Annotated in this window: 16 protein-coding genes, 1 tRNA gene and 1 other RNA gene; 8 read left to right on the top strand and 10 right to left on the bottom strand. The window is 67.5% G+C overall.

The annotated features are described in order from the left end of the window. Nucleotides 1-3: 3 nt before the first annotated feature. The 4 genes from ACRXBZ_RS21060 to ACRXBZ_RS21045 all read right to left on the bottom strand — a co-directional run bounded on the left by ACRXBZ_RS21060 (nt 4) and on the right by ACRXBZ_RS21045 (nt 4,325). Nucleotides 4-1,014 carry an ABC transporter permease gene (locus ACRXBZ_RS21060; RefSeq protein ID WP_433880547.1) on the bottom strand — a complete coding sequence of 337 codons (1,011 nt, stop codon included), beginning with the start codon at nt 1,012-1,014 and terminating at the stop codon, nt 4-6. A gap of 145 nt (nt 1,015-1,159) precedes the next feature. Then, nucleotides 1,160-2,860 carry an ABC transporter substrate-binding protein gene (locus ACRXBZ_RS21055; RefSeq protein ID WP_433880546.1) on the bottom strand — a complete coding sequence of 567 codons (1,701 nt, stop codon included), beginning with the start codon at nt 2,858-2,860 and terminating at the stop codon, nt 1,160-1,162. 455 nt (nt 2,861-3,315) lie between these two features. Beyond that, on the bottom strand, nt 3,316-3,912 hold the full coding sequence (gene recR, locus ACRXBZ_RS21050) for a recombination mediator RecR (RefSeq protein ID WP_168586131.1): 597 nt from the start codon (nt 3,910-3,912) through the stop codon (nt 3,316-3,318). A gap of 89 nt (nt 3,913-4,001) precedes the next feature. Continuing rightward, nucleotides 4,002-4,325 (bottom strand): YbaB/EbfC family nucleoid-associated protein, encoded by a 324-nt coding sequence (locus ACRXBZ_RS21045; protein WP_433883933.1) that lies wholly within the window; start codon nt 4,323-4,325, stop codon nt 4,002-4,004. A gap of 166 nt (nt 4,326-4,491) precedes the next feature. Here ACRXBZ_RS21045 and ACRXBZ_RS21040 point away from each other — a divergent pair, with 166 nt between their 5' ends. Beyond that, nucleotides 4,492-6,303 carry an alpha/beta fold hydrolase gene (locus ACRXBZ_RS21040; protein WP_433880545.1) on the top strand — a complete coding sequence of 604 codons (1,812 nt, stop codon included), beginning with the start codon at nt 4,492-4,494 and terminating at the stop codon, nt 6,301-6,303. An 88-nt stretch (nt 6,304-6,391) separates the two neighbouring features. Here ACRXBZ_RS21040 and ACRXBZ_RS21035 read toward each other — a convergent pair whose 3' ends face one another. From ACRXBZ_RS21035 to lysX, 3 genes are all read right to left on the bottom strand, one after another. Continuing rightward, complete coding sequence (locus ACRXBZ_RS21035) at nt 6,392-8,608, bottom strand: DNA polymerase III subunit gamma and tau (RefSeq protein ID WP_433880544.1); 2,217 nt, start codon at nt 8,606-8,608, stop codon at nt 6,392-6,394. Nucleotides 8,609-8,703: 95 nt separating this feature from the next. Further along, an RNA gene (gene ffs / locus ACRXBZ_RS21030) (signal recognition particle sRNA small type) lies at nt 8,704-8,798 on the bottom strand. A 497-nt stretch (nt 8,799-9,295) separates the two neighbouring features. Next, nucleotides 9,296-10,804: a bifunctional lysylphosphatidylglycerol synthetase/lysine--tRNA ligase LysX gene (gene lysX, locus ACRXBZ_RS21025; protein WP_433880543.1), complete on the bottom strand. Its 1,509-nt coding sequence runs from the start codon at nt 10,802-10,804 to the stop codon at nt 9,296-9,298. 224 nt (nt 10,805-11,028) lie between these two features. Between lysX and ACRXBZ_RS21020 the strand changes: the two genes are divergently transcribed. Both ACRXBZ_RS21020 and ACRXBZ_RS21015 read left to right on the top strand, forming a co-directional pair. Beyond that, complete coding sequence (locus tag ACRXBZ_RS21020) at nt 11,029-11,661, top strand: DddA-like double-stranded DNA deaminase toxin (RefSeq protein WP_433880542.1); 633 nt, start codon at nt 11,029-11,031, stop codon at nt 11,659-11,661. A gap of 102 nt (nt 11,662-11,763) precedes the next feature. Next, a complete protein-coding gene (locus ACRXBZ_RS21015; protein ID WP_433880541.1) occupies nt 11,764-12,159 on the top strand; it encodes an Imm1 family immunity protein in 396 nt (131 codons plus the stop codon). Nucleotides 12,160-12,940: 781 nt separating this feature from the next. Here ACRXBZ_RS21015 and ACRXBZ_RS21010 read toward each other — a convergent pair. From ACRXBZ_RS21010 to ltrA (ACRXBZ_RS21000), 3 genes are all read right to left on the bottom strand, one after another. After that, complete coding sequence (locus tag ACRXBZ_RS21010) at nt 12,941-13,402, bottom strand: tyrosine-type recombinase/integrase (protein WP_433880540.1); 462 nt, start codon at nt 13,400-13,402, stop codon at nt 12,941-12,943. 170 nt (nt 13,403-13,572) lie between these two features. Next, complete coding sequence (gene ltrA / locus ACRXBZ_RS21005; RefSeq protein WP_433878272.1) at nt 13,573-14,847, bottom strand: group II intron reverse transcriptase/maturase; 1,275 nt, start codon at nt 14,845-14,847, stop codon at nt 13,573-13,575. 657 nt (nt 14,848-15,504) lie between these two features. Beyond that, entirely contained in the window at nt 15,505-17,013 is a 1,509-nt protein-coding gene (gene ltrA, locus ACRXBZ_RS21000) for a group II intron reverse transcriptase/maturase (RefSeq protein ID WP_433878466.1), read from the bottom strand. Nucleotides 17,014-17,260: 247 nt separating this feature from the next. Between ltrA (ACRXBZ_RS21000) and istA the strand changes: the two genes are divergently transcribed. The 5 genes from istA (at nt 17,261) to ACRXBZ_RS20975 (ending at nt 22,591) form a co-directional block, all read left to right on the top strand. Further along, the gene (istA, locus tag ACRXBZ_RS20995; protein ID WP_433878883.1) at nt 17,261-18,766 is read left to right on the top strand and encodes an IS21 family transposase; all 1,506 of its coding nucleotides are present in this window, start codon (nt 17,261-17,263) and stop codon (nt 18,764-18,766) included. Nucleotides 18,767-18,768: 2 nt separating this feature from the next. Beyond that, the gene (locus ACRXBZ_RS20990; protein WP_433878884.1) at nt 18,769-19,053 is read left to right on the top strand and encodes a hypothetical protein; all 285 of its coding nucleotides are present in this window, start codon (nt 18,769-18,771) and stop codon (nt 19,051-19,053) included. Further along, on the top strand, nt 19,050-19,823 hold the full coding sequence (gene istB, locus ACRXBZ_RS20985; protein WP_433878885.1) for an IS21-like element helper ATPase IstB: 774 nt from the start codon (nt 19,050-19,052) through the stop codon (nt 19,821-19,823). The genes ACRXBZ_RS20990 and istB overlap by 4 nt, the downstream gene beginning before the upstream one ends. Nucleotides 19,824-20,374: 551 nt before the next feature. Further along, nucleotides 20,375-20,460, top strand: a tRNA-Ser gene (locus tag ACRXBZ_RS20980). Nucleotides 20,461-21,223: 763 nt separating this feature from the next. Beyond that, the gene (locus tag ACRXBZ_RS20975; protein ID WP_433880539.1) at nt 21,224-22,591 is read left to right on the top strand and encodes an FAD-binding oxidoreductase; all 1,368 of its coding nucleotides are present in this window, start codon (nt 21,224-21,226) and stop codon (nt 22,589-22,591) included. Nucleotides 22,592-22,665: the final 74 nt, after the last annotated feature.

Below are 22,665 nucleotides of genomic sequence, written 5' to 3'. Positions count from 1 at the left end.
ACCTCACCGTGTCCGCAGTCGTGGGTCGATCAACGCGTACGAGAGGTCGACTATCAGGTTGACCAGGACGTACACCATCGCGGACGCCAGGATCACCACTTGCAGCACCGGGAAGTCCTTGCGCTGGAACCCGATCGCCACCGCCTGGCCGACCCCCGCGATGTTGAACACCCGCTCGGTCAGCACCGCCCCGGCCAGCAGCGCGCCGGTCTGCAGGCCGATCGTCGTCACCACCGGCAGCATCGCGTTGTGCAGGATGTGCCGACGCCGGATCACCATGCCCGTCAGGCCCTTCGCCCGCGCGGTGCGCACGTAGTCCTCGTCCATCACGTCCAACACCGCGGCCCGGGTGATCCGGAAGATCACCGCGAACGGGATGGTGGACAGCGCAATGGCCGGCAGGATCAGGTGCACGAACGAGTTCCACGCGGCGTCGAACTCGCGGGTCAGGAGCCCGTCGAGGATGTAGAAGCCGGTTACCCGCGTCGCGTTCAGCCCGACGTCCTGGCGGCCGGAGGCCGGCAGCGCGCCCAGCTGGATGGCGAACACGAACTTCAGCAGGAACGCCAGGAAGAACACCGGCACCGCAACACCGATCAGCGACCAGGTGATGCTCACGTTATCCAGCCAGCTGCCGCGCTTGCGGGCCGCCAGGTAGCCCAGCGGGATGCCGACCGCGACCGCTAGCAGCAGCGCCAGGATCGACAGCTCCAGCGTGGCCGGGAAGCGGGTCAGGAACACCTCCAGCGCCGGCGACCCGCGCTGCACGCCGGTCGACGTGCCGAAGTCACCGGTGATGGCGCGCCCCAGGAAGCGCCAATACTGCACGAAGATCGGTTGGTCCAGGCCGAGATCGGCCTCGAGCCTGGCGCGCGCCTCCGGCGTGGCGCGGTCCCCCAGCAGCGCTGACACCGGGCCGCCGGGCAACATCCGCAGCCAGGCGAACAGCAGCATCGACAGCACAACGACGACCAGCGCCAGCTGCGCGAGCCGTCGGATCGTGAAGCGGAGCACCACGAAACCCCCGTTTCGTCAGTCCGGACGTGAGCGCGCGATTTCGCGCGAAACCGACGGCCCCCATGCGGAAGCCACGCCGATTTCGCGCGAAACCGACGGCCCCCATGCGAGAGCCACGCCGATTTCGCGCGAAATCGTCAACTCACTTCTCCGAGACGCTCACCGACGCGAACTCCTCGGCGGTCAACGGCGACGTCTGCAACCCGTGCACCCGCGGGCTGGTCACGATCGCCGGCGGCGAGTGCGACAGCGGCACGGCGGGCAGGTACTCGGACATCAGCTTCCGGTTGATGTCCTGGTACATCTGGTTGCGCTTGGCCTCATCCGGCTCTCCGTCGGCGGCCTTCAGCTGCGCTGCCAGCTCCTCGCCCCACGGCGAGGCCGCGGTGTAGAAGCGGTTGGCCGGCGTGCCGAAGAAGGTGCCGATGAAGTTGTCCGGCGTGTTGTAGTCGCCGGTCCAGCCGAGCAGGAAGATATCGGCCTTGGCGTTGTCCACGTCGTCGATGTAGCCGCCGTTCCACGGCTTGCTCACCGGGTTGATGGTGAAGCCCGCCTCGCGCAAGTCCTCGGCGAGGGCGTTGTAGATGCCCTGCGGGTCCGGCATGTACGGCCGGGTCACCTCGGTGGGCCAGTAGAAGTTCAACGTCAGGTTCGGCACGCCCGCCTCGGCGAGCAGCTGCCTGGCCTTCGCCGGGTCGTGCGAGTACTGCTGGATGTCCTCCGCGTAGCCGTCCACCGTCTTCGGGTAGAACTGGGTGGCCACCGTGGCGCCTTCCGGCAGGTTCGACTTGACCAGCGTCTCCCGGTCCACCGCGTACGCCAGCGCCTGCCGCACCTTCAGGTTCTGCAGCGTCGGGTTGTTTTTCTGGGTGATGCCCAGGTACATGATGTTGAACGGGTCGCGGACCTGGACGTTGTTGCCTGCGTCGCGCAGCGCCTTGAGGTCGGCGGCGTTGGGGTAGTCGTAGCCGTCGATGGCACCCGACTCCAACTCCTGCTTGCGCACCGTCTCGTCCGGGATGATGCGGAAGATCAGCTCGTTGAGCTTGGCCTTCTCGCCCCAGTACTCCTCGTTGCGGACCAGCTTGATGGTGCCGTTGCTCTCGTCGTAGGACGCGAACTTGAACGGGCCGGTGCCGGTCGGGTGTGCCTTGGCGTACTCCGGGTACACGAAGCTGTCGCCCTGCGCCTGCACGTTGTTGGCCTGGTACTGGTCCATCGCGGTCGGCGACTGCATGCTGAACGACGGCAGCCCGAGGATGTCCGGGAACTTCGAGCTGGCGCGGGTCAGGTGGACCACGGCCGTGGCCGCGTCCGGCGCATCGCACGCCTGATACAGCGACGGGGTCTTGCCATCGGCGAACCCACCGAAGTTCTCGATCCAGTAGTAGGACAGCGCGTTGTTCTGACCGGCGCCGGTCTGGTTGAACATGCGCTGGAAGTTCTTGCACACCGCTTCGCCGTTGAAGTCGGTGCCGTCGTGGAACTTCACGCCCTGGCGGAGCTTGAAGGTCCAGGTCTTGCCGTCCGGGCTGTGCTCCCAGCTCTCGGCGAGCTCCGGTTGGACGTCGGACGAACCCGGCTTGAAGCCGACGAGACCTTCCATGATCTGACGGGTGACCCGGAAGGTCTCGCCGTCGGAGGCGTAGAAGGGGTCGAACAGGTCGGGTGCGCCGGCCGCGCCGAAGGTGAGCGTGCCGCCTTCACCGCCGCCGCCGGCCTCGCGCTGCGATTGCGCGCAGGCCGCCAGCGAGGTCGCCGCGACGATGGCGACGCCAGCGGTCACAACACGACGCCGCGTGCTTGATCCGCGACGCGGCCCCGCCGATGGAGCTCTACTCATGGAAGCACCTCGGTGTGTCTCAGGTCTCAAAGTTCCGTGAGACTAACTCGCATTCGGAGTTGGGGTGGAGCACCTGAGGTTACGATCCAGCTACTTATGCGCGCCTAAGGAAAACCCGATTTATCGGGCATTCACCCACGTGGGCGAGGGTATTGAGCCGCCTGGACGACCCGGAAGAACTATCGGACAAGCCGGGAAATCCGTTAAAAATTGCGGAAACTCGCGCCCATCACGAGCGATTCTGGCGATGGGCGAATACCTCCGGCGGTACCGCCCGCGGCCCGCCTTCAACCCGACCGGGTCGCGATGCCGGGACTCCGGGCCAGCGCAAATTAACCGAATCGGCGTCACCGCAGCAAAATGCTCGTGAGTGCTTTGGGCCAAACTCAACAGTCATTATCACAACCCCAAGTACTCCCGAGCATTTACCAGGAGAAACGCGCGTGGCTCGGGAATCACATGGCGCGGCGGCCGGAGAGGGCGCGGCCGAGCGTCAGCTCGTCGGCGAACTCCAGGTCGCCACCCATCGGCAGGCCGGACGCCAGCCGCGTGACCGTCAGACCGGGGAAGTCCCGCAGCATTCGCAGCAGGTACGTCGCGGTCGCCTCGCCCTCGGTGTTCGGGTCCGTCGCGATGATCACCTCGGTGATGTCGTCCTGCCCGATGCGGGCCAGCAGCTCGCGCACCCGCAGCTGGTCCGGCCCCACCCCGGACAGCGGATCCAGCGCGCCGCCGAGCACGTGGTAGCGCCCCTTGAACTCGCGGGTGCGCTCGACCGCCAGCACGTCCTTGGGTTCCTCGACGACGCACACCAGCGCCCTGTCCCGCCGGGCGTCCCGGCAGATGCGGCAGGTCGTCTCCTCCGAGACGTTGCCACAGACGTCGCAGAACACCACGCCTTCCTTGACCTTCTGCAGGACCTCCTGCAGCCGGGTCACGTCCGCGGGCTCCGCGGCGAGCAGGTGGAAGGCGATGCGCTGCGCGCTCTTCGGACCGATGCCCGGCAGCCTGCCGAGCTCATCGATCAAATCCTGAACCGGACCTTCGTACACTTATCGCTCGTTTCCAGGGATTCGGTGCAGTTTCAACTGAAACCGCACTCCCCGCCGATGACGGTGCGCGGTTCCAGCTGAAACTGTGATCACATGCCCGGCAGGCTGAGACCGCCGAGGCCCCCACCGCCCAGCGCACCGGTGAGCGGACCCATCTTCTCGGCCTGCAGCTCCTGCGCCGCCCGGTTGGCGTCGCGGACCGCCGCGATGACCAGGTCGGCCAGCGTCTCGGTGTCCTCCGGGTCGGCCACCTTCGGGTCGATCGACAGCCCCTTCAGCTCACCCGCACCGCTGACGGTCGCGGTGACCAGGCCGCCTCCGGCGCTGCCGGTAACCTCGGCGACGGCGAGCTCCTGCTGCGCAGTCATCAGCTGCTGCTGCATCTTCTGCGCCTGTTCCATGATCTGCTGCATGTTCGGCTGGCCACCAGGCTGCACGTGATCCTCCTCCGGCTGACGCGTGCGCGTACCCCAATTCGGGCTACGCCACCAGCCTAGAGAATGCGCGGCCCGCGCTGCCTGGCGGTGCGGGTGGCGGCGAGCCCTGGGCGGTGGGGGCGAGGCATGACATGGTGCTCGCATGGCGCTGGACATCGTGCGGTTGCTGGAGCTGACCAGCTGGCGGGCCTTCGACGTGTCCGCCACCGGCCGGGTCCTGGCCGGCTCCGACGAGTCCGGTTCCACCCAGCTCGTCGAGCTCGCCGACGGCGAGCAGACCCCGCTGACCGCCCTGCCCGGCGCGGTGACCGGCCGCTACCTCCCCGGCGAGCGCGCCGTGGTCGTGCAGCACGACACCAACGGCAACGAGCGCGGCCAGCTCTCGCTGCTGCGCAGGGACCAACCGCGCGCCCGCCCGGCGCAGCTGCGCGACCTGGAGCCGCTGGTCCGCGACCCCGAACACGTGCACCGGCTGCTCGACGTCCTGCCCGGCCGGATCGTCTACGCGACCAACCGCCGCAACGGCGTGGACTTCGACGTGGTGATCCGCAACGTGGCCACCGGCGACGAGCAGGTCGCTTACGACGGTGGCGGCATGGTCATGGAGGCGGCGGCCTCGCGGGACGGCCGCCACCTGGCGCTGACGGTGCCCGCCGACCCGCCGATGTCCGACCAGCTCCTCCTGGTCGACACGACAGCACCCGGGCACGTGCTCGCGCTGACCGGCCGCGACGTGCCGGCCCGGCACGTCCCACTCGGCTGGCTGCCCGACGGGCTGGTCGTCATTACCAACGCCGACCGGGACCTCACCGGCATCGCGCACCTCGACCCGCGGACCGGGGCGCGTCGGTGGCTGGTGACCTCCGACGAGCACGACCTCACCGGCTGGCTCTCCCCGGACGGTTCGACGCTGCTCGTGCAGGCCAACGAGGACGGCGCGAGCCGGCTCGCGCTGCACGACGCGACCGGGTACCTGCTGCGGGCCGTCCGGCTGCCCGCCGACGGCTGGTGCGCGTTCCCGCTGCCCACCCCGGCCTGGTCACCGGACTCGCGGTTCGTCGCGCTGTCCTTCAGCGCCGCAACGGTTCCGGGCGACGCCCTACTGATGAACGCCGCGACCGGCGAATGCGAGTCGCTGACCGGTTCCGCGGAGCAGCTCCGCGGCCAGCGCCCGGTCGAGCCGAGCGCGCACCGGGTGCCGACCCGCGACGGCGAGCAGCTGCCGTGCTTCGTCTACCCGCCGCGCGAGGCCGATCCGCGACTGGCCGGCTCGGCGGTGCTGATCATCCACGGCGGCCCGGAGAGCCAGTCGGTGCGGACGTTCAACCCGATCGTCCAGGCCCTCGTCGCCCAGGGGCACACGGTGCTGGTGCCCAACGTCCGCGGCTCCACCGGCTACGGGAAGCGCTGGTACTCGGCCGACGATGGGCGCAACCGGCTGGAGTCGGTGACCGACCTCGGCGACCTGCACGACTGGCTGCCGTCGATCGGACTGGACCCGAAGCGCGCGGCGCTGTGGGGCGGCTCGTACGGCGGGTACATGGTGCTCGCCGGGCTGGCGTTCCAGCCGGAGCGGTGGGCGGCCGGAGTCGACATCGTCGGGATCTCGTCCCTGGTCACGTTCCTGGAGAGGACCGCCGCCTACCGGCGCGCGCACCGCGAGCGCGAATACGGTTCGCTCGCGGCCGATGCCGAATTCCTGCGCGAGGCGTCGCCGCTGACCGAGGTCGCATCCATCACGGCGCCGCTGTTCGTGCTGCACGGGGCGAACGACCCACGGGTGCCGTTGTCCGAGGCGGAGCAGATCGCGGCGGCGGTCCGGGCCAAGGGCCTGGAGTGCGAGCTCCGGGTCTACGACGACGAGGGCCACGGCCTGGCCAAACGCGCCAACCGCCTCGACGCCTACCCGGGAGCGGTGGCCTTCCTGGCCCGCCACCTGGCAAAACAAGCCTGACCTCACCCGACGAGCGGCTGGCCGGACGAGAAACCGCCGCCCCTTTCCCGGGGGGCGCCGAGAGCACGGTGCCGCTTCGCGGAAGGGCTCAGTTGTCGATCCGGCGGGCGCCGAGCTCGCGCTCGAAGAGTTCCACCGCCGCCGCTTCGGGGTCCGGCCCCACCTGGACGTCGGCGTCCATCGGGGACGACTCGGCGAGCATCGTCTCCGGGTCTTCCTCGTCGTCGGAGACCGGCGGACGCGGTGCCCGCGACGGTTCCGGGGGCTTGGGCGGCTCCGGAGGCGGCGGCACGTCGTCCGGCGGCGGGGGCTCGTCGTCCGGAGGCTCGGGCGGCGGCGGGATGTCGTCCGGCTCCGGCGGACGCGGCACCGAACCCTGGCGCGCGGGCGAACCCGCCTGCGGCCGAGAGGGCGCCCGACCGTTGGCGGCCTGGCCACCGACCTGTGGATTCGCGGATTGACCGTTGGACGGCTGGGCACTGGACTCGCTCTGCTGGGTCGACCGGCGCTGCGGCGGCTGCTTGGGCGCGGCAGGTCGAGCCGGAGGCGGCGGTGCGGCACCGGCCTCGACGCACTGGACTTCCCATTCGCCGCCGACCACCTCACGCAGCGAGTCCCGGACGAAGTCCAGCCGCCGCTGCTGAGCGAGCTGCTTGACCAGCCCGGACGTCGGCATCGACAGCACCAGCGTGCCACCGTTGAGGTCCTGCACCGTCGCGTTGAGCAGCAACGCCTGCGTCGGCCGGTTCCGCTTAGCGACGGCCTGCAGGACGTCCGACCATACTCTCCGCACCTCGGCAGCCCCAGCGGGCGCTGCCGGCGCTGCCGCCGGACGCGGCGCCGCCGCTGCAGCGGGACGCGGCGCCTGCTCAGCCGCCTGCGGCGGTGTCGCAGGCGCGGGGCGCGGCTCGGCGGTCGGCCGCGGCTCGGCCTCCTGCGGAGGCGTCGCACGCTCCGGGGCTGCCCCGGCAGGCGCTGCCGCCGCTGCTGGGCGTGGCTCCGCCGACGCCTGCGACGCGGCTGCCTCCTGCGCTGCGCGCTCGTGCGGCCGCTGGAAGACGCGCTTCGGCCGCGCATCGGCGTCCGCCGCTGGCGCAGCAGCCTGCCCGGCCGGAGCGAGGTCGGGAGCACCCTCACCGGGCGCGATGGTCATGCGGCGCTCGACGCGCTCCAACCGTTGCAGCAGGGCGGTTTCCGAGTCGGCTGCGGCCGGCAGCAGCATCCGCGCGCAGAGCAGTTCGAGCAGCAGCCGGGGCGCGGTGGCGCCGCGCATCTCGGAAAGTCCGGTGTGGACGATCTCGGAGAACCGGGAAAGCGTTGCCGCGCCGAGCTGTTCGGCCTGGCTCTGCATCCGGGCGAGCTCGTCCCCGGTGGCCTCCACCAGTCCGCGCTGCGCGGCGTCCGGCACCGAGTTGAGCAGCACCAGGTCGCGCAGCCGGTCGAGCAGGTCGGAGCCGAACCGGCGCGGATCGTGCCCGGCTTCCACGAGCCGGTCGACCGTGCCGTACACGGCGGCGCCGTCGCCCGCGGCGAGCGCGTCGACCATGTCGTCGATCAGCGCGACGTCGGTGACCCCCAGCAGCGCCATCGCGCGCTCGTAGGTGACGCCGTCGGGCCCCGCCCCGGCGAGCAGCTGGTCGAGCACGCTCAGCGTGTCGCGGGCGGACCCGCCACCGGCCCGGATCACCAGCGGGTACACCGCGGGCTCGACCTGCACGCCTTCGTCGCGGCAGATGCGGTCGATCAGCTCGCGCATCACGCCCGGCGGCATCAGCCGGAACGGGTAGTGGTGGGTCCGGGACCGGATGGTGGTGAGCACCTTGTCCGGTTCGGTGGTGGCGAAGACGAAGATCAGGTGTTCCGGCGGTTCCTCGACGATCTTCAGCAGGGCGTTGAAGCCCTGCGTGGTGACCATGTGGGCCTCGTCGATGATGAAGATCCGGTACCGCGACTGGGCGGGCGCGAAGAAAGCCCGATCGCGCAGCTCGCGGGTGTCGTCGACGCCACCGTGACTGGCCGCGTCGAGTTCGACGACGTCGACGCTGCCGCCGCCTTCCGGCGCGAGCGCGACGCACGAGTCGCATTCGCCGCACGGGTCGGCGGTCGGGCCCTGCGCGCAGTTCAGCGAGCGGGCGAGGATGCGTGCGCTGGAGGTCTTGCCGCAACCGCGCGGCCCGGAGAACAGGTACGCGTGGTTGATCCGGCCGGCGGACAGCGCGGTCCGCAGCGGCTCGGTGACGTGGTCTTGCCCGACGACCTCAGCAAAGGTCGCCGGCCGGTACTTGCGGTAAAGGGCGAGCGCCACGGTGGAAACCCTACGCGGTGAGCACGACAGCCCGAACACGGCCTGAAACCCGCCCGGACCTGCCGGTCCAGCCGGGAGAGCGGTCCCCGGAAAAAATAAGGGGACCCCGCGCACCCGCCAGAGCCCGCTTACCCTTGCTGCCTTCCGGCCCTGGGGGAGTTCACAGGATGGACGCCGCACGAGGTCCGTATTCAGTGTAACCCGAAGCCCCGATAGCCCCGGAACGCGACCCCGCCGCAACGTTTCCACGCGCCCACAGCACGCCGTTCGACCTGTTCAGCACGCTCAACCAGATCCGCCACCTCGATCTTCCGAACCTCCGGACAACCGGCGGACGAGGGCACCGAGTCACGACCCAAACCCGGCACCGGCTGATTCGCGACGCCGTCGAGCAGCGGCACAATGCTGAACTGTAGGGGCGCCACACCAGAAGGCTCTATGCCGTCAGCTGTGACCATCGCCGATGGCAAGAAATGGGGCATCCGTTGCCCGTACCCGCCCTGTGGCAAACGGGTGGACGATACGAAGGATTACCGTCCCACGAAGCATGCAGGGTCTGATGGCAAGGACTGCCGTGGATGGCTCGACAACCGGCGGGCTCGCCGGTAACCGCGCCGCACCGCTATACGAAGCGCCCCCGCTCCCGGACTGACCGGGAGCGGGGGCGCTGTCGTCGTTGTGGGGCTTTTACTGCTGCTGGGGCTTGACGATTGGGAACAGGATCGTGTCGCGGATGCCCTTGTCGGTGAAGGCCATGAGCAGCCGGTCGATCCCGACTCCGACCCCACCGGTGGGGGGCATGCCGTACTCCAGCGCTTCGAGGAAATCCTCGTCAAGCTGCATGGCTTCGGCATCGCCACCGGCGGCGAGCAGGGATTGCTCGGTGAGTCGGCGGCGCTGTTCGAGCGGGTCGGTCAGCTCGGTGAAGCCGGTGCCGAGTTCCATGCCCCACCCGATGAGATCCCATTTCTCGGTGAGCAGCGGCTCGTCGGGGTGCTGTCGGGTCAGCGGGGAGGTCTCCGTCGGGAAGTCCCGCACGAACGTCGGGTGGACAATGGCGTGCTCGACGAGTTCCTCGAACAGGTACTCGGTGAACTTGCCGTTGCCCCAGCGCGGATCATGCGGCAGGCCGCGGGCATCGGCGAGCTTGGCGAGGGCTTCGACCGAGGTGTGCGGGGTGACCTCCTCGCCGAGTGCTTCGGACACGGAGCCGTACAGCGTGATCGAAGGCCAGTCGCCGCCGATGTCGACTTCGGTGCCGTCGCGCTCGATCACCGTGCCCCCGAGGACGGCCCGCGCCACCTTCTGGATGAGTTCCTGCGTGACTCGCGCGACCTCGTCGTAGTCGGCGTGCGCCTGGTAGAACTCCAGCATCGTGAACTCGGGGTTGTGCGTGCTGTCCGCGCCCTCGTTGCGGAAGTTCCGGTTAATCTCGAATACTTTTTCTAGTCCGCCGACGACTAGGCGCTTGAGGTATAGCTCGGGCGCGATCCGCAGATACAGATCGAGGTCGTAGGCGTTGATGTGCGTGGTGAACGGCCGTGCCGTCGCGCCGCCGTGCACCTGCTGCAACATCGGTGTTTCGACCTCGACGAACCCCTGATCGTGCAAGCCGTCGCGCATCGCGCGCACCGCTGCCGAGCGCTGCAACGCCATCTCGCGCGCCTCGGGATTGACGATCAGGTCGACGTAGCGGCGCCGAACCCGCGCCTCGGGGTCGGTGAGGCCCTTGTGCTTCTCGGGTAGTGGGCGCAGCGACTTCGCGGTCAGCACCCACCGCTCGGCCAGAATCGACAGCTCGCCGCGGCGCGAGGTGATGATCTCGCCCTCGATGCCGACGTGGTCGCCGAGGTCGACGTCGGACTTCCACGCGGCGAGCGACTCCTCGCCGAGCCGGTCGAGCGACAGCATGATCTGAAGATCGCCGGTGACGTCGCGGATCGTGGCGAAGCACAGCTTGCCGCCGGTGCGGTAAAGCATGACGCGACCGGCGACGCCGACCCGTTCGCCGGTGGCCTGGTCCGGGTCGAGGTGGCCGTGTTTTTCGCGGACGTCAGCGATCGAGACCGTGCGGGGCGACCGCTCCATGAAGGGGTCGGCCCCGGCGGCCCGGAGCCGGTCGAGCTTCTCGCGGCGGACTCGAATCTGCTCGGGAAGGTCCGCCAGGTCCGCGTTGTCGTCAGGCGCGTCAGTCACGGCGGCCAGTGTATCCAGCCTGCGAAAACCTCCGATTCATGAGCACCGCCCGCCCGGACAAACGAAGGGGCACTGCTCACACACCGGGTCGAAAGCGGCGCGACAACGCGGCGTAACACGACCCTGTGCTCTCGGGGCTGTTCGGGCGATTTTGCTCGTCCGGTTCGGTGACGGTCTGCCGCTGTGCCGAGATTTTGTCGTGGTCGTGCTGAGTATCAGCTCGCGTGGGCGATGACGTCGCGGCGGTTGCCGCGAAGATCCGTGCGGCAATAGCAACGATGCCGCCTGCCGCGTTACAACAGGCCGGGGAATGCCTGGATGAGGCGGGTACGGTGCTATATCCGCTCGCCGAGGAGACCAACGATGCCGAACTGGCCGAAGCGATCGCAGCGATGGGGAGTGCACGGGAAGAGATCGACCTGGCATGGCAGCTGTGCACCCGCATCCGCGATATCTGCCAGCACTATCTCGTCAGCATCGGTGCGGCGGGCGATCCGCTGGAAACGGCGTCGCCTTCGCAACAAACATCATCGACCACGACCATGCAGACCCGAGTACGCCGAGCGCGCGACGCACTGCCGAAGGCCAAGCCCGGTGCCCGGACAGAGGGCTGGCGGCTTCGTTCAGACGGCCATGACGAACCGATCCGCAGCGGCGAGCGACTGAGCAACGGCGAGTACGACCCAGCGTTCGTCGCCGCCGCACGGCGGGCCTGGGAGCTCAAACTTGTGCCACCGACCGCGCCGCCAAGGCTAGCGGGACATGTCGAGATCAAGATGGCGGTGCAAATGCGGGCCGGTCAACGCGAGACGATTGTGATCGACCGGCCGCCGTGCGGACTGGCAGACCAGGAGTGATTACGGTGCCATCGGCAGCTACCTCGGTTTCTGCCGCCGGGGGCCGAACTTACCGTGATCACCAGCGCCGGGAGACCTACACATACCAGGGAGAGCAGCGCAATGAAGCTTGACGTCTCGGTCCGCGTCTTTTCTGAAGGTGGACACGAACGACATGCCGTCGTAGAGCACGTCGACCAGTTGCCCGCGCTCATCGACCAGCTCGCCGCCGAGGACACCGGGTCCGCGATCATCACGCACCAGGACCGCCCCAGATGGAACGAGCAGGGCCCCGACCACGAGCTTGTGGTGGCGTTCGGCACGGACGGGCGGGCTGCTTTGTCGTACTGGGACGGGGAAACAGCGCGACACTACAGCCGAGGCAGCGGTCCCGCTGTCGAAGGCTGGGAAGACGAGAACATCGCGCCTCCTGCCGACGCCTGGGTGTCCCGCAACGTTGTCGAGCGCGCGCTGGAGGAATTTCTGCGGACTGCACAGCGGCCGACGGTCGTGGAGTGACAACCCGATCCCTTTCCGTTGCCTGGCCTGTGAATACTCGGGCCGGTGATTGTCGGTCGGGCCGGGCGCCTTTGCCACTATGAAGGCGTAGCGATCCTGGAAGCTGACCTGGTCCTCGGGATGACATCTGCGGATCTCTGCGATGCCTTTGGCGATCTCTTCGTCGGAGTACCGCCGCAGTAGCGTCATGTACCGGTCAGCGACCATCGTCAGCCATCGCCGCGTCAGCATGGTGACCTAGAACTGCTTGTGCCAAGTCGCAACGTCTATCCCGCATTCAGCAAGCATGGCCGCAACCGCCGACCGGCTACCTGGAGCAGCATGGCTTGGCCCCTGACGAACAGTTGCTGGCCCACATCCGTGACGCGAACCACCCGCCTGCGCCGCGTGGGCGTGTTGTGGTTCGGGTGCCGGGCGGCTGAGGCCGCCCGGCTACCGGGTCACTATCTCGATCTTGCTCGCGCCTTCCGATGGATGAACCGCCCTGAGCACGCCCTCGACGCGCTCCTAGCTGCCCGCGAGGTGGCACCCGGGCAAGCTCGCCGCCACCCGCTGACCCGCGACACCATCACGAGCTTGCTGCGATTCTTGATGCCGTCTGCCTTGAGTGCAAGATCGCGGCGCGCGGATAGCCACAGCGCAGGCGAGTTCCCGTGCGAATGCTTCTCCCGCTCCTTGAGATAGCGAGCGAGCGCGAGCCCGGCGCTATTGCCGAACCCGACAACACGAACCTTGTCTCCCTTGCCCCGGACTTGAATCCGGCGCGTCTGAAGAATCGACTTCAGAAAAGTTTCAGCGGGGCCACCTCTGACACCCTCAGCCCCGTGTCAATGAACAGCAGGATGATCGCGGTGTCTCGCCGCGAAGCGAAGTCACGACCGCGGCACACCGCGAGCACCCGAGCGTGTTCCTCGTCGGACAGCAGCGGCGTGATCTTCTCCGGCACCTGGGGCGGCTCGGTCTTGTCCATCGGATTCGACGGCATCTCGTCCCGCTTGACCAGCCAGCCGAAGAACACGCGGAGGTTGCGGTAGTGGTGTGCGCCGTTGGCGGCGCTGGTCGCCTCGATGATGTCGACGATGAAGTCGTCGACGTGGTGCGGCTTGACCCGGTCCGGTTCGAAGTCGAGCCCCTGCTCGGTGAGCCACTCGGCCCACCGCTGTGCGGTGTAGAGGTAGCCACGCTCCGTGTTCGCCGAGAGGTTCGTGGCCTTGATCGTCTTGCGCCAGTGCTGCGCCAGCATGTCCCAGACCGCGGCTGTCGTATTCGTCGTCCCCATTGGTAGTCAGGGGCGCGGTGCCGTTGCCGGCCCGTTTCCCCATCCCCCTTTCAATCCGTACGTGCGGTTTTGGTGAGTAGCGGGAGGGAATCTCACCCTCCCGCTCTCGCAGGACCGGACGTGACAGTCTCCCGTCATCCGGCCCCCACAGATCGGCTGTTGATGAACGGGAGCATGTACCAGTGCGCGAAAAGCCGAGGCCGGTACTGTCGAACAGCGTCCAACCATGCCCATGCCCTGGCCGGCTGCCCCCTCAATCGCTTGAACTTCTGCATTGCCCACCGAACGATGTGCTCGTTGATGCGCATTACGAGGGAGTACAACTCGGAGCGATAGAAGGCCCCATAATAATTGATCCAGCCTCTCACCTGGGCGTTGATTTCCCGGGCAAGACTGGACAGGTCCGTGCCACTACGACGGTTAAGATGCCATGCCCTGATCTTCTGGCCAACCGCTCTCCTCGCCTTTTGACTCATGGCCGGCAGAAAGCCCACAAAGAACCCTTGCCGACCATGGGAGCAGCGCGCCCGGAAGGTATAGCCGAGGAAGTCAAAGCTGGTGTGCTCTGCCATCCCTCGACGGCGGCCGTCTTTGCAATACACGACCTTCGTCTTGTCGGGGTGCAGTTCAAGGCCAAGAGCCCCGAGCCGGGTAGCGATAGCAGCCCTCAGATTCCGGGCTTGCCTCTCGGTGTTGCAGTGGGCAACAATATCGTCAGCGTAGCGCTCGAAGGGGCAGCCAGGATACTCCTGGCCCATCCAACGATCGAACGCATAGTGCATGAACAAGTTGGCCAGCAGGGGCGAGATCGGGGAACCTTGCGGGGTTCCTTTCTCCCTTCGCACGAGAGTCCCGTCCGGCATCTGCATAGGGGCGCTCAACCACCGTCGGATGCAGAGCAGGACCCAACGCTCGTCTGTATGGTGGGCCACAGCTTTGAGCAACAGATCATGCGGAACACTGTCGAAGAAGGCCCGAATATCGAGATCGACAATCCAGTCCTGCTTCCAACAGCGCTTTCTCGCCGCGGCCAGCGCGTCGTGGGCCGAACGCCCCGGACGATAGCCGTAGCTGTCAGGATGGAAGATCGGCTCCAGCTTTTCTTCCAGCAGCATCGCCGCTGCGGTCTGAGCGATTCGGTCGCCCACGTTGGGCACGCCTAACACCCTGACACCCGCCCCATGATCCTTTGGTATCTCCACCGCCCGCACAGGCCCAGGAAAGTAACTTCCCGAACTCATCCGGTTCCACAGCTTGTAGAGGTTAGGCTTCTCGTTACTGGCGAACTCGGTGATGCTGACAGCATCCACACCCGGCGCACCCTGATTGACCCGAACCTTCTCCCACGCCTCGAATACGAGGCGCTTCGAAATGTCAAACGACTTCACCGTCAACTGTGGTCCACTCATCGGCTCATCCCCCGAAAGGTTGACCGTTGGGCGACCTGATCTGCCCGATCCCTTCGCTCTAGTCCCATTACAGGACCTTCATCACTACTACGAGTCGGCCCGCCCCTGTGCCTCGCATCGGTACTCTGCCGCTCGCGGTTGTCGCCGCTCGCGGTCCTCCCTGTCGACCGCCAGAGGCCGGATAGCGGCCCTGTCAACTGGCCGTCGGTATCGAGACGACAGGTTCTCCTGTTCCATGCCAGCGCCTGCAACGAGCTCACGCCACCTATACGCCGGACACCACCAGGGCCACACGCAGGCAGCTCCCTGGCTGAGGGAACACCCCGAAGAGCGCTCCTTGATCCCGGGATATGCGGGCTTCCCGGTTTCGATGTCATCAGAAGCCTTTCGACGCGTCAGCAGTGGTTCACACACGTTCGTCTTCTCGCCGCCTACCTGACCCGCTGATAACGGGCCGTTTCCGCAGTCGCTTCCCACCCCGGCTCTTGACCGACATGACACTGCGGCGGTTTGGGACCTCCGCCTGCACGGCGATCCCGGAGGGCCTACCTCCATCACTGGCACAGCACGGATCATGCTGGCGATCTTCTACACCGTCACCACTTCCCTTTCAGGACACACCCCGCATACGGCTTACCGATGATCTTCTTGGCATGGTTACGCCGCCTTCGGATAACGGATGGTGCCGCGAAGTCGGTGCAGGCCGTGCCCGTTGAACCAGTCCTCGTTCCACTGCGCAGCCTGACCTGCATGGAGGTTTCGGCCCCGCTTCTTGACCATGAGGCCACGAAGCCGCGTCACCACGTAGTTGTCAACCTGCCGGAACTTCTTGGCGGCGTTCCCGGTGCGAAAGTAGTTGCCCCAGCCACGCAGGACCGGATTCAGATCCGCGATCACGATGCGAATATCCGTTCCTGCGCGGTTGCGGCCGGTGCGATCCCGAACCTTGCCCCTTAGCCGCTTCATCGCCTGCTGACCCGGCCAGCGGTGCAGGTAGTAGCGCACGATGCGCTTCCGTTCCCACAACCGCCCCGACATACAGGCACGGAAGTGACAGCCGAGGAAATCCAGGCCCTCGCGGCCCTGCCTGAGGTCCACTACTCGCGTCTTGTCCGGATGCAGCTGCAACCCCAGTCCGCCGAGGATCTCTCCCACCGCGTTCAGGGCCGCCCTGGCCTGCCGCTCATCGCGGCAGAGCACCACGCCGTCGTCGGCGTAGCGCACCAGCTCACCCACCCCACGGCGGGTGAGTTCGGTGTCCAGAACGTGCAGGAAGACGTTCGCCATCAACGGTGAAATCACACCGCCCTGCGGGGTGCCCGCGACCGTCCGCTCCAGCGCCCCATCAGCCTGCATCACTCCTGCTTGCAGCCACAATCGCAGCAGTTTGAGCACCCGCCGATCCGAGACTCTCCGGCCGAGCTCCGCGAGCAGCCGCTCATGGTCGATCCCGCCGAAGAAGTTACGGATATCGAACTCCGCAACAAACACGTGGCCCTCGATGAACCCGGTCCGCAACCGTTCCATCGCCTGCGTGGCCGACCGCTTCGGCCGGAACCCATACGAGCACGGCAGAAAATCCGCCTCGAAGATTGGTTCCAGCACGATCTTGGTCGCCTGCTGGGCCACCCGGTCCCGGACCGTGGGAATACCCAACGGCCGTTTACCGCCCTGTGGTTTCGGGATATCCACACGCCGCACCGGCGCGGGACGATACCGACCTGCCCGGAGGTCATCACGCAACTCACGCAACATGCGGTCCACGCCATAGGCCTCCACCACGTCCAGGGTGATCCGATCGACCCCGGCCGCGCCCTTGTTCGCTTTCACCCGTTCCCACGCCTCCCACAGGACGTCACCCCTGTGGATACGGTCAAACAGGGCGTGGAAACACCGACCCGAAGACTGCTTGGCCGCAGCCCATAGCTTGCGTTGCAGTTCTCGCACCTTCACCGGCGACGGCCGCTCCAGCGGCCCTTCCCCAGCTACGACCGGCTGTGACCGGCCGGGGTTGTTGGACCGGACCAAGCCGGTCATGCCCTGACGCTTACCCACTTCCCAAGCATGATCAAAGCCGGGGTCCTTCCCTCCCGGCGTGTTCCTCACGCCGCTCAGCGGTACTACGACCCCGTCGGACTCCCGCTGGCCTCCCTCGGATTTCACCATCGGCTTATACCTCGGGTCTTTGCCGGACGTCGGCGGGCCAGACGGGCCTCTCTGTCGGCGGCCACGAGAAACTGCCCAGTGACGGCCATTTAACTGCCCGCTGGCGGTCATGAAACCTGCTCGTTGGCGGTCACGAGATCTGCCCATGTCTTGTTGATTTACCCGCGCGCCTTCGGGGTGTGGGGTCCCTCCTCGGGTGTGCTCGCCCTCGTCTGTGTTGTTCGAGCACGTTCCCGAGGAGGGATGCGTGAAGTCTGACGAGGAGATCATGGAGATCTTGGAAGCGTATGACTTGACCGGCTCGTGTCGCGCTGCGGCGGAGTTGGCGGGGTGTTCGCATCACACGGTCGCGCAGTATGTGGCGGCGCGTGAGGAGGGCCGGTTGACGCCGGGTCGGGCGCAGCCGCGGCCGATGCTGATCGATGCGTTCCTGCCGAAGATCGAGGAGTGGGTCGAGCGGTCGAAGGGCAAAGTTCGCGCCGATGTGGTGCATGAGCGGTTGCTGCCGCTGGGCTATGCGGGCTCGGAGCGCACCACCCGTCGGGCGGTGGAGCGGGTGAAACGGTCCTGGCGGGCTGGTCACCGGCGGGTGCACCGGCCGTGGGTCCCGGAACCGGGTATGTGGTTTCAGTATGACTACGGCACCGGCCCACTCGTGGCTGGGACGGCGACGCAGCTGTTTTGCGCGTGGCTGGCGTGGTGCCGGTTCCGGGTGGTGCTGCCGCTGCTGGACAAGACGCTGCCGTCGGTGATGGCCGCGATCGACCAGGCCCTACGGGCGTTCGGTGGTTGTCCGACCTACGCCCTGACCGACAACGAGAAGACCGTCACCGTGGAGCATGTGGCCGGGATCGCGGTGCGCAACCAGCAGATACTGGAGTTCGGCAAGCATTACGGGCTGACCTTCGCGACGTGTGTGCCAGCTGACCCGGCCAGCAAGGGCGGCAGCGAGAACGCGGTCAAGATCGCCAAAGCCGATCTGGTGCCCACCGACGCGAACCTGCTGCCCGCCTACGGCAGCTTCGCCGAACTCGAAGAGGCCTGCCGGGTGTTTTGCGAGCAGGTCAACACCCGTCCGCACCGCATCACGCGGCGTGCGCCGGCCGAGATGCTGGCCGAGGAACAACAGCGGCTGCACCCGTTGCCGGAACACCCGTACACGGCGGCGTTCGGGGTGACCCGCACCGTGCCGACCAACACCCCGATGATCGCGTTCGACACCTGCCAGTACTCGGTGCCACACGAGTTGCTCGGCGAGACGGTGTGGGTGCGGCCCCATGGCGATCAGGTGGTGATCGTGCACGTCAGGGTGGACGGCCCGGTCGAGGTCGCCCGCCACGTCCGCACCACCCCCGGCAACCCACAAGTGGTGGACGAGCATTTCCCGCCGCAGCCGGAGGGTCCGCTACACCGTAGGCCACGCGCAAGGACGGTCGCGGAGGCGGAATTCCTCGCGCTGGGTGAGGGTGCCGGGTTGTGGCTGGTTGAGGCCGCCGCAGCGGGCGCGCATCGGATGCGGGTCAAGATGGCCGAGGCGGTCGATCTGGCCGCGCTGCACGGCCGGGCCGCCGTGGACTGGGCGCTGGGGCATGCGGCCACCGCGGGCCGGTTCGGGCACGGTGACTTGGCCGCCATCCTCACCCACGGCGTCACCGCGGCCGGTGACGCAGGCGTGCAGCGGGCCGGTGAGGGCAACAGCCTGGCCCAGGGCACCGCCGGGTGGGCCGGGCTCGGCGAGCAGGGGGTGAACTGACCATGCGCACCGTCAACTCCCCGTCGAAGATCGCCCAGATCATGCGCAGTCGCGACGGCGCCGCCGACCCTGACCAGCTCGTCGGCGTCGCCGCCGGGGAACTGTTCGAGTGGCACTGGCTGCTGGCTGAGCTGGCCGACTGGCTCGACCACTCCGACCCGGCGACCCGCGCGGACTTCGACCGGTTCTTCGGCGGGTTCCGTGCCCCGGAGAAGGTGACGCTGTTCCTGGCGATGATCAGCGAACGCATCGGCAACCTGCTCGACGGTGATCGGGGACAACCATGACCGCCCCCACCGCGCCGCCGCTGGATTCGGAGCTGGAACGGCTACTCAAGCGGATGCGGCTGCCCTACATCCGCAAAGCCGCGCCGGAGGTGCTGGCCACCGCCAAGGCACAACGCTGGGACCCGACCGAGGTGCTCAAAGCGCTGCTGGCCGAGGAGGTCGCTGGTCGGGACCGGTCCTCGCTGGCCACCCGCCGCGCTCGGGCCGGGTTCCCCACCGGCAAGACGTTCGACGCCTGGGATGAGAAGCTATCGTCGATCCCGGCACCCACCCAACAGGCGCTGCGCACCCTGGAATGGGTGCACCGGCGGGAGAACCTCGTGGTCTGCGGCCCCTCGGGCACCGGCAAGACTTTCCTGCTCGAAGCGCTCGGCCAGCAGGCCGTCGAGACAGGGCTGAACGTCGCCTGGTTCACCCTGGAATCGCTCGGGGTGCTGGTGCGGCGGCACCGCGCCGATGACACCGTCACCAAGGCCATCGGCCGCATCCTGCGCGCCGACATCGTCATGGTCGACGACATCGGGCTGCTCCCGGTCGGCGCGGACGCTGCCGAAGGGCTCTACCGGTTGGTGGATGCCGCCTACGAGAAGCGGGCCGTCGCGGTCTCATCAAATTTGCACCCGGCCGGCTTCGACGAGCTCATGCCCAAAACGCTGGCCACCGCCACCGTCGACCGGCTGCTCCACCACGCCCACGTCTGCCAGACCAACGGCGACAGCGTCCGGCTCTCCCAAGCCATGAACGGACAAGGGGTGATCGCGTTGAACTAGCCAGCCCGGGCACATCTGGTGGCCACGAGCGGGCAGATCTCGTGGCCACCACCGGGCAGCTTTCGTGACCGTCTATGGGCAGATCCTCATGTCCCTTGACACCTCTCCACTTCCGCATCGAACTATGCGCACGTGCCGCTCCCCGTACCCCGGAGAGACCCACCAAGCTTGACCCCGGAACGAGGCTTGGCGGGCATGGCCTTCACCGTGACATGAGCGGCTCGGCTCTCCCATTGTGAATCTGACGAGGCTGCAGGACTCGCACCTGATGGCACTACGGCCCGCGCGCTTGCTCCCTCCAAAGAGGCTTTTGACACCCCGCTCAGCCCGCCGCTTCTCAACGACGAACCGGGGCCTGCTACCCGGCGCTCCGATACCTACCGGGACGGGACTCCCACCCGCAAGCTCGACGCAGCTTGGTGGACGCAACATGTCACAAATCCTCGAATCGTGTTGTCTCCGAGCGCTGTGCAAGATCCCGACGTCCACCCGTCACCCCAGGTCAAGACCCGTAACCCCTGCTCAGAAGCCCACCTGCTAGGCTTCCGCACGGAGGATTGGCCGAGCGGCCTAAGGCGCACGATTGGAAATCGTGTTGGGTTAATAGCCCTCACGGGTTCGAATCCCGTATCCTCCGCCGGTCAGGGCCCCGGACGCGACACCGCGACCGGGGCTCTTTTACGTCCAGTCTCAGTTTCCGTCTCAGTCGCCCCCGTTGAGAGAGGTCTCCCGCTCTGCGCTACGCGGGGACGACGGCGCCGGCGGAAGCGGTCGGGACGTCTCGGGCAGCCGCGGGACCAAGGCCCGTGAGCGTTTTTCGGTGCTATGGCACCCAAAATCACTCACGGCCAGGTGGCGACCTTCGCCGAGCCTCGACCTGCGGTCAGGCATCCCGCCCGATGCTGCGATCAGGCGACTTCTTCGAAACGGCCGAGCAGTTCAAGTGATCCGAAGCGGACGCCGCTGGGCAGCACGAAGTACGCGCCGGACCGCCGCCTGTCGTGGGTCCGACCAGTGATCGAGGGCGAGCGGGCCACCAGTAGTTGGCTGGTGTCGAACGGGTGCTGAGTGGTCTCGGCACTCGTGGCAGAGGAGAGGCGGTAGCCGTCTCAGTTCCCGTCTCGGTTCGTCCCCACACCAACCACTCCCTCTGTAATGCTGACCAGTGCGAACGCACGGCTGGGCACCCCTGTTGACCTCGCCATCGGAATTGGAAATCGTGTTGGGTTGATAGCCCTCACGGGTTCGAATCCCGTATCCTCCGCTGGTCAGGGCCCCGGACGCGACACCGCGACCGGGGCTCTTTCGTGTGCTCGCGGGCCATACGTCCCTGTCCTGCATGGTCGGCTCGCCGCACCGTTGGTGGCGATGAAACTGATTTCCCGGGCGGGGTGGCTCCGATGGACTTGACGATCGAGACGTTGCGGGAGCGGGTTCGCGGGACCGTGATCAGCCGGCAGGACAACGGTTTCGAGCAGGCCCGAAGCGTTTACAACGCCATGATCGACCGTCGGCCGCAGGTCGTTGTGCGGTGCGTCAACGCCGGGGACGCCGTCGCCACCGTCGACTACGCGCGGGAGAACGGGCTTGACCTCGCCGTGCGCGGCGGTGGACACAGCGTGCCGGGGTTCGGGACCTGCGACGACGGCGTAGTCCTCGACCTGACTCCGATGCACGGTGTTCGGGTTTCGCCGGGCGGCCGGACCGCGCGGGCCGAAGGAGGCACGACCTGGGGCAACCTCGACGCCGCCACTCACGCTTTCGGGCTGGCCACCACCGGCGGCCTCATCTCCACCACCGGCATCGGCGGGCTCACCCTCGGCGGCGGCATCGGGCACCTCGCCCGCGGCCTGGGCCTGTCCTGCGACAACCTGGTCTCCGCGGACGTCGTGACCGCGGCCGGTGAGCTGGTCGTGGCCGACGAGCGGCAGCACGAGGACCTTTTCTGGGCGTTGCGCGGCGGTGGCGGCAACTTCGGCGTGGTGACCTCGTTCGAGTACCGGCTCGCCCCGGTGCGCGACATCTACGGCGGTCTGATCTTCTTCGAGGTGGACCAGGCCCCGAACGTGCTGCGGGCCTTCCGCGAGATCATCACCCGCGCCCCGGAAGAGTTCAGCGCGTTCCCCGCTTTCCAGATCGCGCCACCGCTGCCGTTCATCCCCGAGAACCGGCACGGCGACGTGCTGATCGCGATTGTCGCCTGCTGGGCCGGGCCGATGGACGCGGGCCCGGCCGTCGTCCAGCCGCTGCGCGACATCGCGCCGATCGTCGCCGAACACGTGGGCCCGACGCCTTATCCGCGGCTCAACAGCGCTTTCGACGCGCTCGTTCCGCCTGGTCTCCAGCACTACTGGAAGGCCAACTTCGTCGTCGAGCTGACCGACGAGATGATCGCCGCGCACGCCCGGTTCGGCCCGAAGGTGCCGGCGTTGAACTCGACGGTGCACATCTACCCGATCGACGGCGCTTGCCACCGGGTCGCGGCGGATGCGACGGCGTTCGCCTACCGGGATGCGAACTTCGCGGCCGTCATCGCCGGGATGTGGCCCAACCCGGCGGACAACGAAGCCAACATCGCCTGGGTGCGCGACTACTACGCCGGGACCGCGCCGCACAGTGAGGAGGGTGGGTACGTCAACTTCATGGCCGGCGACGACCAGGACCGGATCAAGGCGAACTACAAGGGGAACTACGACCGGCTGGTCCAGGTGAAGCGCGAGTACGACCCGCAAAACCTCTTCCACCTCAACCAGAACATCCGCCCTTGAACTACGTATTCGCAGGTGGCGGCCTGTGAGCACCCGTGGGTGCTGAACAGGCTGCTTTGGAAGGTGCCGGCATG

This window comes from Saccharopolyspora hattusasensis, from assembly GCF_050972075.1.
GTDB lineage: Bacteria > Actinomycetota > Actinomycetes > Mycobacteriales > Pseudonocardiaceae > Saccharopolyspora > Saccharopolyspora hattusasensis.
The sequence above is the reverse complement of the archived record's forward strand: the minus strand, read 5'-3'. Positions and strand labels throughout refer to the sequence as shown.

Coding starts and splice junctions, on each gene's coding strand:
- ACRXBZ_RS21055 (WP_433880546.1), bottom strand. CDS start 2,860: ATGAGTAGAGCTCCATCGGCGGGGCCGCGTCGCGGATCAAGCACGCGG.
- ACRXBZ_RS21045 (WP_433883933.1), bottom strand. CDS start 4,325: ATGCAGCAGATCATGGAACAGGCGCAGAAGATGCAGCAGCAGCTGATG.
- ACRXBZ_RS21040 (WP_433880545.1), top strand. CDS start 4,492: ATGGCGCTGGACATCGTGCGGTTGCTGGAGCTGACCAGCTGGCGGGCC.
- ACRXBZ_RS21015 (WP_433880541.1), top strand. CDS start 11,764: ATGAAGCTTGACGTCTCGGTCCGCGTCTTTTCTGAAGGTGGACACGAA.
- ACRXBZ_RS21010 (WP_433880540.1), bottom strand. CDS start 13,402: ATGCTGGCGCAGCACTGGCGCAAGACGATCAAGGCCACGAACCTCTCG.
- ltrA (WP_433878272.1), bottom strand. CDS start 14,847: ATGAGTGGACCACAGTTGACGGTGAAGTCGTTTGACATTTCGAAGCGC.
- ltrA (WP_433878466.1), bottom strand. CDS start 17,013: ATGGTGAAATCCGAGGGAGGCCAGCGGGAGTCCGACGGGGTCGTAGTA.
- ACRXBZ_RS20990 (WP_433878884.1), top strand. CDS start 18,769: ATGCGCACCGTCAACTCCCCGTCGAAGATCGCCCAGATCATGCGCAGT.
- istB (WP_433878885.1), top strand. CDS start 19,050: ATGACCGCCCCCACCGCGCCGCCGCTGGATTCGGAGCTGGAACGGCTA.
- ACRXBZ_RS20975 (WP_433880539.1), top strand. CDS start 21,224: ATGGACTTGACGATCGAGACGTTGCGGGAGCGGGTTCGCGGGACCGTG.